13 protein-coding genes and 3 pseudogenes are annotated in these 14385 nt (G+C 24.2%); 13 read left to right on the forward strand and 3 right to left on the reverse strand.

All coding sequences use genetic code 11. The features are described 5' to 3' along the window. Nucleotides 1-38: 38 nt before the first annotated feature. The gene (dxr, locus tag A6P36_RS05535) at nt 39-1202 is read right to left on the reverse strand and encodes a 1-deoxy-D-xylulose-5-phosphate reductoisomerase (RefSeq protein ID WP_066761796.1); all 1164 of its coding nucleotides are present in this window, start codon (nt 1200-1202) and stop codon (nt 39-41) included. Between the two features lie 11 nt (nt 1203-1213). Next, nucleotides 1214-3052 (reverse strand): 1-deoxy-D-xylulose-5-phosphate synthase, encoded by a 1839-nt coding sequence (dxs, locus tag A6P36_RS05540; RefSeq protein ID WP_066761797.1) that lies wholly within the window; start codon nt 3050-3052, stop codon nt 1214-1216. A 244-nt stretch (nt 3053-3296) separates the two neighbouring features. Between dxs and A6P36_RS08520 the strand changes: the two genes are divergently transcribed. From A6P36_RS08520 to A6P36_RS05585, 11 genes and pseudogenes are all read left to right on the forward strand, one after another. Continuing rightward, nucleotides 3297-3383, forward strand: coding sequence for a lipoprotein (locus tag A6P36_RS08520; protein ID WP_156507989.1), 87 nt, complete (start codon nt 3297-3299; stop codon nt 3381-3383). A gap of 27 nt (nt 3384-3410) precedes the next feature. Further along, nucleotides 3411-3614: pseudogene (locus A6P36_RS08490) on the forward strand (hypothetical protein); the annotation flags it as partial. 126 nt (nt 3615-3740) lie between these two features. Continuing rightward, nucleotides 3741-4145, forward strand: coding sequence for a YncE family protein (locus A6P36_RS08495; RefSeq protein WP_369815430.1), 405 nt, complete (start codon nt 3741-3743; stop codon nt 4143-4145). A gap of 167 nt (nt 4146-4312) precedes the next feature. Then, entirely contained in the window at nt 4313-4933 is a 621-nt protein-coding gene (locus A6P36_RS05550; RefSeq protein WP_066761800.1) for a hypothetical protein, read from the forward strand. Further along, nucleotides 4920-5306 (forward strand): CPBP family glutamic-type intramembrane protease, encoded by a 387-nt coding sequence (locus A6P36_RS05555; protein WP_066761801.1) that lies wholly within the window; start codon nt 4920-4922, stop codon nt 5304-5306. Before A6P36_RS05550 ends, A6P36_RS05555 begins: the two co-directional genes overlap by 14 nt. Before the next feature lie 206 nt (nt 5307-5512). Then, nucleotides 5513-8512: an insulinase family protein gene (locus A6P36_RS05560; protein WP_066761803.1), complete on the forward strand. Its 3000-nt coding sequence runs from the start codon at nt 5513-5515 to the stop codon at nt 8510-8512. A gap of 123 nt (nt 8513-8635) precedes the next feature. Next, entirely contained in the window at nt 8636-9220 is a 585-nt protein-coding gene (locus A6P36_RS05565) for a hypothetical protein (RefSeq protein ID WP_156507988.1), read from the forward strand. A 127-nt stretch (nt 9221-9347) separates the two neighbouring features. After that, entirely contained in the window at nt 9348-10355 is a 1008-nt protein-coding gene (locus tag A6P36_RS05570) for a CotS family spore coat protein (protein WP_066761805.1), read from the forward strand. Between the two features lie 13 nt (nt 10356-10368). Beyond that, nucleotides 10369-11097 carry a spore coat protein gene (locus tag A6P36_RS05575; RefSeq protein WP_066761814.1) on the forward strand — a complete coding sequence of 243 codons (729 nt, stop codon included), beginning with the start codon at nt 10369-10371 and terminating at the stop codon, nt 11095-11097. A gap of 11 nt (nt 11098-11108) precedes the next feature. Then, on the forward strand, nt 11109-12152 hold the full coding sequence (locus A6P36_RS05580; protein WP_082917630.1) for a hypothetical protein: 1044 nt from the start codon (nt 11109-11111) through the stop codon (nt 12150-12152). Between the two features lie 171 nt (nt 12153-12323). Beyond that, the gene (locus A6P36_RS05585; RefSeq protein ID WP_066761809.1) at nt 12324-13259 is read left to right on the forward strand and encodes a hypothetical protein; all 936 of its coding nucleotides are present in this window, start codon (nt 12324-12326) and stop codon (nt 13257-13259) included. 53 nt (nt 13260-13312) lie between these two features. Here A6P36_RS05585 and A6P36_RS05590 read toward each other — a convergent pair whose 3' ends face one another. Next, on the reverse strand, nt 13313-13774 hold the full coding sequence (locus A6P36_RS05590; RefSeq protein WP_066761810.1) for a low molecular weight protein-tyrosine-phosphatase: 462 nt from the start codon (nt 13772-13774) through the stop codon (nt 13313-13315). A gap of 122 nt (nt 13775-13896) precedes the next feature. On the opposite strand from A6P36_RS05590, the pseudogene A6P36_RS05595 reads away from it, so the two are divergent. After that, a pseudogene (locus A6P36_RS05595) lies at nt 13897-14085 on the forward strand (hypothetical protein); the annotation flags it as partial. A gap of 74 nt (nt 14086-14159) precedes the next feature. Then, nucleotides 14160-14385: pseudogene (locus tag A6P36_RS08125) on the forward strand (hypothetical protein); the annotation flags it as partial.

Consider the following 14385-nt stretch of genomic DNA (forward strand, 5'->3'; position numbering starts at 1 on the left):
GATTCCTGCTCTAGCCACCAAAATTAAAAGCAACGTGTTTATCGCGTTGCTTTTAATTTTTTACAATAATCATTTACAAAAATTCTAGTTTCTTTATCTAAATTTAAAATTGTATCTAGATCTGGATTGTTTATTTTATTATGAGAATTTAATGCTTCATAAATTAAAATTTCTATATCTAAAAAGGAAATTTCATTATTTAAAAATAATTTTACGGCTTCTTCATTAGCTGAGTTAAAAATTGTTGTTGCACTTCCTCCAAGCTTTCCAGCATCAAATGCCATTTTTACACAAGGATATCTATCAAAATCTAATTTTGAAAAATTGAGTGTAGTAAGTTTTTCAAAATCTAATGGAGAAAAATCTTTATTAAAAATTCTTTCAGGATAAGTTAAAGCGTATTGAATAGGATTTTTCATATCAGGTGTACCGAGTTGGGCAATTATTGTCATGTCATTGAATTCAACCATTGAATGAATAATACTTTCTTTGTGAAGTACAACATTTATTTTGTCGTAATCTATGTTAAATAAAAAATGTGCTTCAATTACTTCTAAACCTTTATTTACCATCGTTGCTGAATCAATCGTTATTTTAGCGCCCATACTCCAATTTGGATGTTTTAAGGCATCTTCGACTGTAACATTTTTAAGTTCTTCTCTTGTTTTGTCTCTGAAACTTCCCCCAGATGCTGTTAAAATTAATTTATTTATATTTTTTTTATTTTCTCCGTTTAAACATTGAAAAATTGCAGAATGTTCACTGTCAACAGGAATTAAATTTACATTATGCTTTTTTATTTTTTCATTTACGATATGTCCAGCAGTTACGAGCGTTTCTTTGTTTGCAAGAGCTATGTTTTTACCGTTTTCTATAGCAGATATTGTTGGGATTAATCCAACATTTCCAACTAAACCATTTATTATTGTATCTGATTTGTGAAATGTTGAAACTTCTATTAATCCTTGAAGTCCGTATGAAAATTTTATATTTTGATATTCATTTGATAATGTTTCATAGTCTTCTTTGTTTTTTACACAAACTAATTCTGGAGAAAATATATTTAAAATTTTTCTAAGCTCTTTTATGTTTTCACCGACAGATATTGCGTTTAAGTTAAATTTATCTTTATTATTTTTTATAATTTCAATTGTCTGTAATCCAATTGACCCAGTTGCACCTAAAATCGAAATGTTTTTCATTAATATCTCCTTTAGCATATAGAAATTAAAGATTGTATTTTATTGATTATACTTTCACAATCTAAGTTACTTAATTTACGTAAATTAGCTGTATCTCCATGATGAAAAAATGAATCTTCAATTCCAAATACTTCTATGTCATTTTTATATTTATGTTTTATTGCAAATTCACAAATGCTTGTACCAAACCCACCTATTTTACAAGATTCTTCAATTGTTATAATTGGCAAATTTGATTTAAATACTTCATGAAGAATTTTTTCGTCAAGTGGTTTAATAAATCTTGCATTGATGATTTTAACACTTATATTTCTATAAGAAAGTTTTTCTGAGATTTCATGAGCTGTTTCAAGCATTGTACCAAAAGTTAGAATTATTAAATCTGTTCCTTCTTTTTCAACGCTCCATGTACCAAATTCAATATTTTCAAAATTCTTAACATGAGTTAATTCAGTGTATCCACGTGGATATCTAAAAGCAATTAAACCTTTATCTGAATAATTGTACAAAGAATTATACAAAAGATTTTGAGCTTCTATTTGATCTTTGGGCATAACTATAGAAATGTTTGGTATAGGTCTTAAGAAACTTATATCGTAAATTCCGTGATGAGTATCTCCATCTCCTGTTGCAAATCCACATTTATCTATTGCTAAAACCATATTTAAATTTTGTCTAGCTATATCGTGAATTATTTGGTCATATGCTCTTTGAAGAAATGTAGAGTAAATAAAGAATATGGGTTTTAAGTTTGAAAGAGATAACGCACCAGAAAAAGTTGCGCCATGCTGTTCAGCAATACCAACATCAAAAATTCTATCAGGAAATTTATTTTTAAAAAATTCTAATTTTGATCCTTTGGTCATTGCAGGAGTTATACAAACAATTTTTTTATCTTTTTCAGCTAATCTTTCAATTGTTTCTGAAATTACTGATCCCCATGCACGCTCATTGACCTTTTTATTTTTAATTTTTAGTCCAGTTGATGTATTAAATGGACCTATTCCATGCCATGAACCTGTATTATCGTTTTCGGCAATTTTTAAACCCTTACCCTTTTTTGTTATAACATGTAAAATACAAGGTCTATTGATTTGTTTTATTTCGTTTAAGTTATTAATTAAATCTTTTATGTTGTGTCCATCAATTGGTCCAGTATAATGAATGTTTAAATTTTCAAAAAAGTTTTTAGTAATTTTATAATGGTACAGATTTATATTTTTTAAATTTGTAATTTGATTTGAGGAATCATATATATTTAAAAATTTTTCATCATTTTTTGGTCTTAGAGCACAAATATTTTTAGAAATTGACATTTGATTATCGTTTAAAATTATAATTAATTTTCTTTGTTCATATCCGATATTGTTAAGTGCTTCTAAAGCCATTCCTCCTGTTAATGCTCCATCTCCAATAATTGTTAATATGTTTTCATTACCATTTCTAAAATCCCTTTCAACTGCCATACCTAAACATGCTGACAAAGATGTTGAACTATGACCAGTTTCCCAAATATCATACTTACTTTCATCTTTTCTAGGAAATCCTGAAAGACCATTAAACTTGCGTAATGTTTTAAAAAATTTAGCTCTTCCAGTAAGAATTTTGTGAGTATAACATTGATGTCCAACATCAAAAATTAATTTATCTTCATTCATGTTAAAAACATAATGTAATGCTATTGTCAATTCTATTACTCCGAGATTTGATGAAACATGTCCACCTGTTGAACTCAGAGAATGTATTAAAAATTCTCGTATATTTTCTGATAACGAGTAAAGATCTTCTATAGATAAATTTTTTAAAAAAGAAGGTTCAACAATATTGTATAAATAATCAAAATTTTTCATTTTTTCCCATCCTAAATAATGTTTTAAGAAACAAAACATTATTTAATTATACCATTTAAAAATAGAATTAAAATTAAAAATTAATTATTTTTATTGATATTATTTATGTATTTTTATTTATATCGAATTAATATATTTAAATTTTAAACAATCAAAAAAATATTTTAAATAATTAAAAAAATATTGACTTTTTACTAACAAAATATTTTAATATTGGAAAGATAATTTTAAAAGGAGATTATTAATGAAAAGATCACTTATAGGTGCATTATTAATTGCGTTAGTTCTTTCTGGATGTTCATTAACTCAAGATAAAAATGTTACTACTTAGGGTAGCAATAACGTTTCTCAAGTTGTTGAAATGGAAAATACTAAACCTGATGCCTTTGATGCAGATATAAAAAATAATTCATTGGCAATTAGTTCAGATGAAAAAATTGCAATAGTTTCAAATAGTGGAATAGATAAAATTAAAGTTTATAATTTGGAAACTAAAAGCGAAATTGGTGAGTTGGATGAATTTGTAACTCCAAGACATATTGCATTTTCAGAAAATGGTAAGTATTTTTACATATCTGATAGCTCATACGGTCTTATAAGAGAGTTTGAAACTGAAACATTAAAGGAAGTTAGAAGTTTTGATGTAGGTAAAGGTGTATTTGGATTTACTTTAACTAATAGAGGAGATATGATATTTGCTAATAATCAAGATCAAAGCACAGTTACAGTGATAAATTTAGGAACAGGAAAAATAGAAAAGGTAATAGAAGGATTTAGTCAACCACGACAAGGTATAGTTGTTGATTCAAATGATGAATTTGTTTACGTTACAAACTTTGAAGGAAATGATGTAAGAGTTATTAATACAGAGACTTTAGAAATTGAAAAAACATTGTCTGGAATACCATCTATTAGGGCTATTTCAGTAGATACTGAAAATAATTTATTGTATGGAGCATCAAGCAGTGAGAATACAATAAATGTAGTTGATATTAATACTGGAGAAGTTTTAAAATCAATACCTGTAGGTCAAGAACCATATGGAGCAGCTCTTTCACTAGACAAAACTGTAATATTATCTGGTGAAAAGTGAAGCAATCAAGTTAGTGTTATAGATACAATTAAATAATTTAAATTTTGCAGAGGAAAGTATTTGTTTTCTCTGCATTTATTTTTTAAATTGAATATTAAAAAAATGTTTTTAAAATCATTTATAATAGAACTAAGTAGTATTAAAAATTTTTGAAAGACGGTGATCTTATGAAGTTGAGGATAAGCAATAAAATAGTTGATGTTTTTATAAAAATAGGTTTATATTATTTGATAGCTTATTTGGGATTTTTATTTATAAGGAAAGGATTTGGAGTAGATTATTTAAGTGATAAACTTTTTACCTATGGGTTAGGTGTAATGATTTTGTTAACTATTTATGTTGCATATATAAACAAAGATAGTAGAATGTTTAAATTAATTCATTTTACAAGTGAAAAGAAATCGTTTGTAATTAGTATGTTTTCAATATTATTTATAGGTGCGGTTATTGCTTTTAATGTTGAAATTATTGAAACAAATGTGTTTACACCAAAATTATTAGCAATAATTATTGCTTCTTTATTAATAGGGTTTGGTTTAGAAATAGTTATTTCATTTTATATAAAAGGTAAGAAAACATTTAAAATAAGTGAATTTATAAATGAAAAGAAATCCTATATAATTAATACATTTTCAATATTTGTTCTAATTGCGATGATTGGATTTAATATTGAAGCTATTGTTATGAAATCATTTGTTCCTGAAATGTTAGTAGTAACTCTTCTTTCATTAACGATAGGATTTTGTGAAGAAGGAATGTTTAGATTTTATATATATGAAAAAATTTGATTGTGAAAAAAATGGAGAAATGATAAAAGCGTTTATAATTTCTGTTGTAATGTTTGTTTTACTTCATATGGTAAATGTTGCTCAAGGGATGACTTTAATGGATGCTTGGATACAAAGCGTTGCAACAATTAATGTAGGAATTATATTTTCTATAATTTATCTTGCAACTAAAAATTTTGCAATTATTGCATTTTGGCATGCTTATATAGATTTTAATTTATTTATTACGAAATTTGGTTCGTTTCCTATAACTCATAAAATTTCTATTATCTTAGATGTATTAATTAGAATAATTTTTGTAATGTGTTTAATATGTTTAGGAATAAAAATTTATAAGAATTATAGACGTAAAAAAGTTGGTAAAAATTTTTAAAAAAGAGGATAGATTTTTAATTTGTGAAAATCTATCCTCTAAATTTTTTATGGAAATTAAAAATAAATTTATCTATTTATTAACTAAACAAGAAAATTAGACACAAATTTTTATAATTTGAACAAGTTAGTTTTTTATTGAAATCATAATAAAAAATATTAAAACAGAGAAAACTTACTATTAGTAAAATTAAGGAGGAAATTAATTTGAGAAATAGATTTACTAGAATGATAGTTGTTTTTTTTATAATAATGTTTTTTTGTTTCAACAATGTAGTAATTGCATTCTCAATGTCTTTTTCAAAAAATAATATTAAAGGATATGAGCTTTTGAGAACAGATTATGTTGATACAATAAAGTCAAAAATTTTATTGTATGAGCATAAAAAAAGTGGAGCTCAAATTATTCACATAAAAAATGATTCCAAAGTAAAACTTTTTGATATAACTTTTAAAGTTCCTACAGTTAATAACAAAGGAACTAATCACATATTAGAACACATATTTTTTTCAGGCTCTGAAAAATATCCAATAAGAGATGTTTTTCCAGCGTTATTTTATCTAAATAATTTAGAGTATATAAATGCTGCAACTGATACAAATTATGTTACATATTACGTATCTTCAAGAGATAAAAATCAGCTTAAAACAATTATGGATTATTATTTGAGTGCTTTGTTTCATCCTATTGTTTATAAAGATGAAAATGTTTTTAAACAAGAAGGTTGGAGAATTGAATTAGAAGAAATGAATTCACCTTTAAAATTAACAGGTGTTGTTTTAAATGAAATGAAAGGCTATGTATTTAACGATGAATTTTATAAATCTATAGCTTCAGTAGATAGTTTGTACAAAGGAGCACCAGGAGCTTTTAATGGTGGAGGAGATCCATATATTATACCAGAACTTACATTAGAAGAGCTTTTAGAATCTCATAAAAAATATTACGTTCCTTCAAATTGTTTAATAATTTTGTATGGCGATATTGATACAGAAGAAGCTTTAAAATTTATGGATAAAGAACATTTGTCTTTTCATGATAGAAAACAGAAAATAGAAGAGTATATTTTGAAAGAAAATTTAACTGAAAAAGTATATGCAAAATTGAAATATCCAGTTCCTGAAAAAGATTCTAAAAATAATAGACATATTTTTATTAATGCCTTTGCTACAGGGAAAATTAATAATGTTAAAGAAAACTTTGCTATTAAATTTTTAGTTTCAATGATGGATACAGAATTTTCTGGTATAGAAAAAAGATTTAATCAGAGAAAGATTGGAACAGATTTTTCAATTGATTTTAGAAATATTGGTTCAAAGCAATCGTATGTAATGTTTTCAGCTAACTCAGAAGAGGGTAAAGAACAAGAATTTGAAAATTTTGTTTATGAAGAATTGGAAAGATTTAGAGATAGTGTTCTTACAGAAGAATATTTAGAAAATTATCATAAAATTACAAATAATATTATTAATAAGAAGATAAATGATTCCTTAGAAAGTTTTATTATGTGGAATATTGTTAATACTTGGTCTTCTGGAGGAGATATTATTGAAAGTATAAAATTTTATGAGAATTTGAATTATTTAAAAGATTATGGTGTAGAAGATTTTATTAATTTTATAGATATGCATTTTATAAATAATAAGCATTCTGCTTTCATTTGTCTTGAGCCTGATTTTGGGATTATAGAGGAAAAAGAAAGAGTTTTGAAAGAAAGCTTAAATAATTATAAAGAATCAATGAGTGAAAATGAAAAAGTTGATTTAATTAATCAAACAAAAGATTTTAATTCATGGATTGAAAAAGAAGATTCATTAAAAATTCTAGAAAAATTATCAAATCCATTTAAGAACGAACATGAAAAGTTAGGAGATGCACGTGTTCAAAATAAAAATGATGTTTATGAATATGTGTGGGGTAAAATCAATGAAGAAAAATTTATAAATGTTTCTTTAAACTTTGATTCAAGAACAATTCCTAGAAGTAAAATTCATTATTTAGCTTTATTTTCTGATTTGTTAAAAGAAGGGTTTGGAAGTTCAAATAGAACTAACATAGAACTCATGAGTGAAATAAAGCAAACTTTATCAAATTTAAATGTGGCACTTGATGAAAATTTAAATTGTTTTGATGGAAATATATATAATCCAACATTTAGAATATCATTTGACACAACGAAAGATAAATTTGATAAATCAGTTGATCTTTTAAATGAATTTGTAAATAATATCAATTTTAAAAATGTAAATCTTATACGAACAAATTTAAACAAATTAAAATCTTATTATGAATCAAACTTAATAAATCCAAATATTGTTTATTATGAAATTGATGGTTCAAATTACGAAGGTGGAAAATACAAAAATTACATAAAAGGTCTTCCGTACATAAAATTTTTGATAAATATATTTAATAAGCTTAATGAAGATCCGAGTTTTATAAATAATATAATAAACGAAGTTCAATTTGTAAATGATACTGTATTTAATATTAACAATTTAAAAATAGGTGTGGTATCTGATAATGAAAATTATAAAAATGTTAAGAAACAACTTGAAGCAAAATTTTTACCTAATTTAAATTCAGATGTAAATAGGAGATATAAATATAAATTTGAAACAGTTAGAGAAAAAATTTCTATAAAAGCTCCATCACCTAACGTAACCCTTTATGCTCTTTTAAACTTTAGAGCTAGTGGTAGAAATTATACACCTAAATTTTTAGTTGCTGAATCTATACTTGGAGAGTATTTATACAGAAATTTAAGGGTTAAAAATGGAGCGTACCAAGTTAATTCATTGGCTACTACTCAGGGGACGCTTGCGATTGTTGCAGGATTTTCACCAGTTTTGAAAGAACAAATAAGAGCTATAAATAATATAGGAAATTATCTTAGTGATATTGATATTACAGAATCACTTCTTGAAAAATATAAAATAATAACTATATCATCTCTTGCAAATAGTTGTGATGAAATTGATAGAGCAAAAACTGAAATTCATAACTATTTAATTGGAATGACTAAAAAAGATTTTAAAAATATGATTGATGAAATTAAATCAACAACTATTCAAGATATTAAAAGCATAGGGAAAACAATTAATGATATTGGATTCAATAAGATTGGAGTTTTCGGAAATACAAATATTATAGAAGACAATAATAAAAATTTCAGTAATGTTTTTACAGTTCCAATAAAAAATTAAATTTTAAATTTAAAAAGCGTATCAAATCAATTTGATATGCTTTTTTTATTTGTTGAAAAATTAACAATAAAATATTAAAATAATATTAATTAAAAGTTACGTTTTGGAAAAAGAGAGAAACTAATGATGAATAAAATAGGAAAAATTTTTGTTGTAGATTCATTAAATTTTGTTTTTGTAGGATATTCAAGTCATGCTACTGTTAGAGTAGTAAAATCAGTAAGTGGAAGTATTTATAATCAGATTTTTGAAAATAATGTTGATAAAATTGTATCTGGAATTTTAAAATCTAAAGATTTATTTGCGTTGCATAGCGGTAAGAAGTATTCTAATTCACAAATTTTAAGACCTAAGTTAAATAGTATAAATGTTTCTGGAAAAATTAGAATTGTTGATAATGATGGAATTGAAAGTGTGAAACATGTTTCGTTATTTAATATTGATAAAACAAAATTGAAAAACGAATTTAAAACGGAAAAAAAGATACGTGAGTGGATTTCTAAAAATATATTTTCATTAGGAGAATATAGTCTTGGAATTGGATTTAATAGTATTTATAGTGAAAAAAGCAAGATTTTAGAGGGAAATTCAATAATTAAAGAAAGTAAGTTTAATAAATCAAATTTAAATGTTCCAATAAACTACGATGAATTTACACCTTCATCATTTCCACAATTAGCTTATAAATTAAGTGATTTAGAGGAATAATTTTTAAATGTATTTGAGCAGATAAAACGTATAAGTTTTTCTGCTTTTTTATTTTGATTTAATTAAGTAACAACTAATTAATGATTTCATATATTTAACTATGTATTTAAATTAAGAGAGGATATTAATGATTCAATATATAAATGATTTGAAGAAGTTGGTGGAAGAAAATTATGATGTAACTATACTTGATATGAGTAAACTTAAAAATGTTTATAAGATTGTGGCAGTTGAAGGGAATTTTTGTTTAAAACAATTTAAATATGAATTTTCTAGATTTAAACACATACTTGAAATATTTGATTATTTCAAAAAACAGGATTTTGATAACATTTTAGATGTGATTTCTACTTACTCTGAAAAAAAGTATATTGAATTTGATAATGTATATTTTTATATGACATTTTGGATAGAAAGTAGAGAGTTAAATTATAGCAATAGTTATGATCTTATAAGATCAGCTCAACATATTGCAAAATTTCATAATTATAGCAAGGGTTTTAAAGTTTCAAAAGATTCAAAAGCAGATATTAGATGGATGAAATGGTTTGAAATATTTGATAGAAAAATAAATGATATTTATAAATTTAAAAAATTAATAGAGGATAAAAGTGAATTATCTGTCTTTGATAAAATTTATTTTGAAAACATAGATAAAAATATTCAGATAGCAAATGAGTCTATTGAAAATTTGTATAAGTTTGATTATGAAAATGTTATGAAAGAACATATTAAAAAGAATTATATTTGTCATCACGATTTGGCTAATCATAATATTTTACTTGATTCTTCTGGAAAAATTTATTTTATAGATTTTGATTATGTGATACTTGATACTTATCTTCATGATTTAGGAAGTTTTATTATGAGATGTTTAAAATTTGGAAGATGGGATCACGAAAAATTTAAAATAATAATCAATTCATATAAAGATGTTAAGCATGTCTCTAAACAAGAACTTTCTTTGGCTATGTCTTTTATATTATTTCCAAATGATTTTTGGCAAATTGGAGTTCAATATTATAATGAAAAAATTAATTGGGATGAAGAAAAATTTTTAAGACGGCTTACAAGGTTTGAAAATGATAAAGATGATAGGAGAAATTTTATTATAAATATGATTTCAAAACAATAATTTGGGAGTTTTTATGAGCTTTAAAAGTTATGCTATGTCTAAGGGAATATATGAGATTAAAGATTTAAGTAAAAATAAACACAAAGTTTGTACAGATGAAACAGTATGTGAACATATTAATATCCTTTATGATTTACATGAACGTTTGAAAGGTTGTTCAATATCAATAAATAATTTAGTAAATAAAATGGTTGAAGATTTTAAAGTTTCAAAAATATTTTTAGAACAAGATATTGAAAGGTATAAACTTAATTCTAAAAATGATTTTGAAAATAATGTTTCAAAGTTTGGAAATGAGGCTTTAGAAAGAATTAAGAAAATATTAGATATAATTTCTAAAAGTAATTATGAAAATATGATTTTAAGAAGTATGAAACACAGAGAAATTTGTGTTTATAATGTCAATTTTAATGAAATTCAAATGGATTTTAAAACAAATATTTACGTGAAAAATATAAATCAGTTTTGTGAAAATATTACGGAATATGATTATATTAAATTTTTTACAAAAGTTAAAAGAGCATACAAAAAAATTGATTTTATGAAATGTTGTGCTTATGTTTGTGGCAAAGAAAAGTTCAATATAGATAGTTACAATTTTATTTTGGCGTGTGTAAGTTTTCCTTATGAATTTATAAGGGTAATTTCTAAATATAGAGATTTAGGAAGAGAATTATCTAATTATTCAAAGGAATGTGATTTTGATAATGTATTAAAAAAAGATGGAGATAGTCTTGTATAGAGAGGTATATTTTGAGTGAAAAAATTTTTTATAATGATACGTTAAATCTTAGTAATTATAATTTATCTTATGATTTTTTTTATAATAATGTTGGTATTGATGTGCAAGAATGTTATCCTTCAAGATGTGGTTTTTATATAATTGATAAAAATAAAAATAACTATATTTTTATTAAAATATTGTACAGAGATTTATCAAAATATCTTATTATTTTTGATATCTTAGAATATTTGAAAAAAAATAATACTAATATTTCAGAAACGTACTCTGTAGATGGTAAAAAATATTTTTTTGATGATGTAAATGAGGAGTATTATATAATCTTTAAGCTTACAAATGGAATTTATAAAAAATGGATAGATTTTGATTTTAATAGTGTTATTTATAAATTGAAAGATTTTTATCAAAGTTCATCAAATATATTAAATAATTTATCTAATTTTAATTTGAAAGAAGATATAGAAATTTTAACAATTGGAAATGAGTTGAAATTAATAAATAGATATTTTTCAAACATAGAGAATATAGAGAAAATTATTTCTTATAAACAGAGTAAGAGTTTAATTGATGATTTTTTTGACAAAAACAAAGAATATATGAAAAGTGAATTATTTGAAGTTAGGGAATTCTTTTTGAGTAAAGAATACAAAATTTATTGTGAAGACCATAAAAACATAAGATTTATAAATGGCAATCTTTCAAATAAATCATTTTTGTTTAATGAAAAAGATTGTTTTATTGTTAATTTTTATGATTCTTCAATTGATTTATTTGCAAAGGATATTGCAATATTAATTGGAAATGGAATGTTTCATGCAAGTAATCAAGAGTTGAGTTTATTTGCTAAAAATTTGTTGAAGAGTTTTAATTATAATGAAGGCTTTCATTTGAAAGTTATCAGTAATTATTTGAAAATTTATAATTATATTTTTAAATGTTTTAATGAACATTATATTCAAGGTGAATCATGTAAAAATATCATTATTGAAGATAAAATTAAAGAAATTGATTGTTATAAACAAAAACAATATGGTTTTATAAAAGAGTATTTATAGATTTTGAAAAGTTATCAAAGTAATTTGATAACTTTTTTTATAAAAACAAGAAAATACTATAAAAAAGACACAGTTTTGTTAAAAATTCAAATTATAATCTAGGTATAAATTAAATGGAAAACAAATAAACAACAAAATAAATAAAAAATAAAAAGAATGGGAGAGGTTAAAATGTTAGGAAAGAAAATAAAAAAATTAATTGGTGTTGCTACTTTAGCACTTATGCTTGGATTAGGAGTTTCTTCGACTGTAGGACAAGTTGCTAAAGCAGAAAGTTTTAGTTTTGGAGTTTCAGATGTTTTTGATTCTGTAGAAGCTCTTGATGAACAATTTGGTTATGGACCTTATGAAGCATATGTTAATACTGTAGGTGAATTACAAAAATTAATTGATGATGGTTTCTTACCAGAGGAAGAAGGAAAGCTTCAAATTAAATTTTTAGAAGCTAAAACAGAAGATGAAAAAGAAGCTGTATACAGAGAAATAATAGATTATTTATATAGAGAAGGTATTTTAACTAGTAAAGAAGCAGATAGATTAAAATCAGGAAGTTATAAAGATTATTGGAGAACTCTAGATGAAATGTTTTATGATGAAATGGTTGATTTAGGGTACATGACTAAAGAGGAAGCAGATTTACAAGTAAGATTTAATGGAGCAGTAGACTCTAAAGAGAGACAAGCTGTATATGAGGAAATGGTTGATCTTAGAGTTAAAGAAGGAAAAGTAACAGAGGAACAAGCGAGAAAATTAAAATCAGATGGATATGATAAAGATTTTGATAATATGGATGACATTTATTATCAAAATAAAGTAAATGAATTGTTTGATTTAGGAGTTATAAGCCAAGATGAAAGAGATAGATTAATTGCAAAAACTGATGAAGGACGTTGGGATGATGTAAATAGAATATCTGATATATATTTTATAAATCAAGAAGTTGAAAATGGAAACTTATCACAAGAAGAAGCAGATTTATATCTTAAATATTTAAATGCAACAGATGATGGAGAAAAACAAAGATTATATGGACAAATTGCTGAGAAAATGTACGAAAGAGGAGAAATATCAGAAGACGAATTAAAAGAAATTAAAGAATTAATCTAAGAGTTTTAATTTATAGTGATAAAAAATATCCTTCACGTAAGTGGAGGATTTTTTTATAGGTTATGTTCTTTAATTATGTGTTCAAGCAGAGAATTACATCCATTACTTACAAGCTCATATGTTAAATCAAAATTTCTTGTGTAATATGGATCTGGAATATAAGTGTGTTCACAATTTTCTATAAAGTCTGTTAATTTATAAATTTTTTTAGATGGATTCATTTTTAAAACATCATTCATGTTGGAATCATCCATTACGATTATGTAATCACAATCTATTAAATTTTGTTTTGTAAGTTGTTCAGAATAAATATTTGAAAAATCTATTTTATATTTTGTAAGAATTTTTTGGGTTCCTGAATGAGGAGGATTTCCAATATTATAATTTGATGTAGCTTTTGAAAAAATTTGAATTTTATCTTCAAGATTACGTTCTTTTACTATGTGCCTCATATAAGCTTCACTCATAGGAGATCTACAAATATTTCCTAAGCAAATAAATAAAATTTTAATCAATTTAAAATCACCCCACTTTAGAAAGTGTTTTTATTATAGCATAAACAAAATATTTTTTGGAATTAATATGTTCGTATAAAATTTATAAACTACTTTAATAATAAATTTAGAGGTGGTAGTCTATGGATACATATTCACATTTAAATATAACTGATATACTAGAAATAATTAGAAAAGTTAATCCAATAAAAATATTAGATGTAAATGTTGGGTTTGGTAGATGGGGTATACTTTGTAGAGAATTACTTGAGAGAGATAATAATGGTAAAGTTAGGAGACCAGATCTATGGAATATAAAAATAGATGGAGTTNNACCCTTCTTTATGGACAGTTTGCAGTGTTTGAGATCCTTTGATTTATTTATAGACAAAATATACATGGTTTTTTGAAAACTCATGTGTCTTTATATGATTTAACGATTTTTTCAAACATACTAGAATGTACTCCAAAAGAGATTGCTATCGATATGATTAATAATGCTATGGAGATATCGAGATTTATTTTAATTTATGTTAAACTTGGAAATCATAGTGATAATTTTACAGCAGACAATGAAGTTATGAGTATTTGGGATGAACAAGATTTTTTAAAATATTTTATTATAAATAAAA

Origin of the sequence: Candidatus Arthromitus sp. SFB-turkey, from assembly GCF_001655775.1 — a bacterium.
Lineage (GTDB): Bacteria > Bacillota > Clostridia > Clostridiales > Clostridiaceae > Dwaynesavagella > Dwaynesavagella gallinarum.

Bases quoted from the DNA above. Each gene is read 5' to 3' on its own strand.
- dxr (WP_066761796.1), bottom strand. From the start codon at position 1,202: ATGAAAAACATTTCGATTTTAGGTGCAACTGGGTCAATTGGATTACAG.
- dxs (WP_066761797.1), bottom strand. From the start codon at position 3,052: ATGAAAAATTTTGATTATTTATACAATATTGTTGAACCTTCTTTTTTA.
- A6P36_RS08520 (WP_156507989.1), top strand. From the start codon at position 3,297: ATGAAAAGATCACTTATAGGTGCATTATTAATTGCGTTAGTTCTTTCT.
- A6P36_RS08495 (WP_369815430.1), top strand. From the start codon at position 3,741: ATGATATTTGCTAATAATCAAGATCAAAGCACAGTTACAGTGATAAAT.
- A6P36_RS05550 (WP_066761800.1), top strand. From the start codon at position 4,313: ATGAAGTTGAGGATAAGCAATAAAATAGTTGATGTTTTTATAAAAATA.
- A6P36_RS05555 (WP_066761801.1), top strand. From the start codon at position 4,920: ATGAAAAAATTTGATTGTGAAAAAAATGGAGAAATGATAAAAGCGTTT.
- A6P36_RS05565 (WP_156507988.1), top strand. From the start codon at position 8,636: ATGATGAATAAAATAGGAAAAATTTTTGTTGTAGATTCATTAAATTTT.
- A6P36_RS05570 (WP_066761805.1), top strand. From the start codon at position 9,348: ATGATTCAATATATAAATGATTTGAAGAAGTTGGTGGAAGAAAATTAT.
- A6P36_RS05575 (WP_066761814.1), top strand. From the start codon at position 10,369: ATGAGCTTTAAAAGTTATGCTATGTCTAAGGGAATATATGAGATTAAA.
- A6P36_RS05585 (WP_066761809.1), top strand. From the start codon at position 12,324: ATGTTAGGAAAGAAAATAAAAAAATTAATTGGTGTTGCTACTTTAGCA.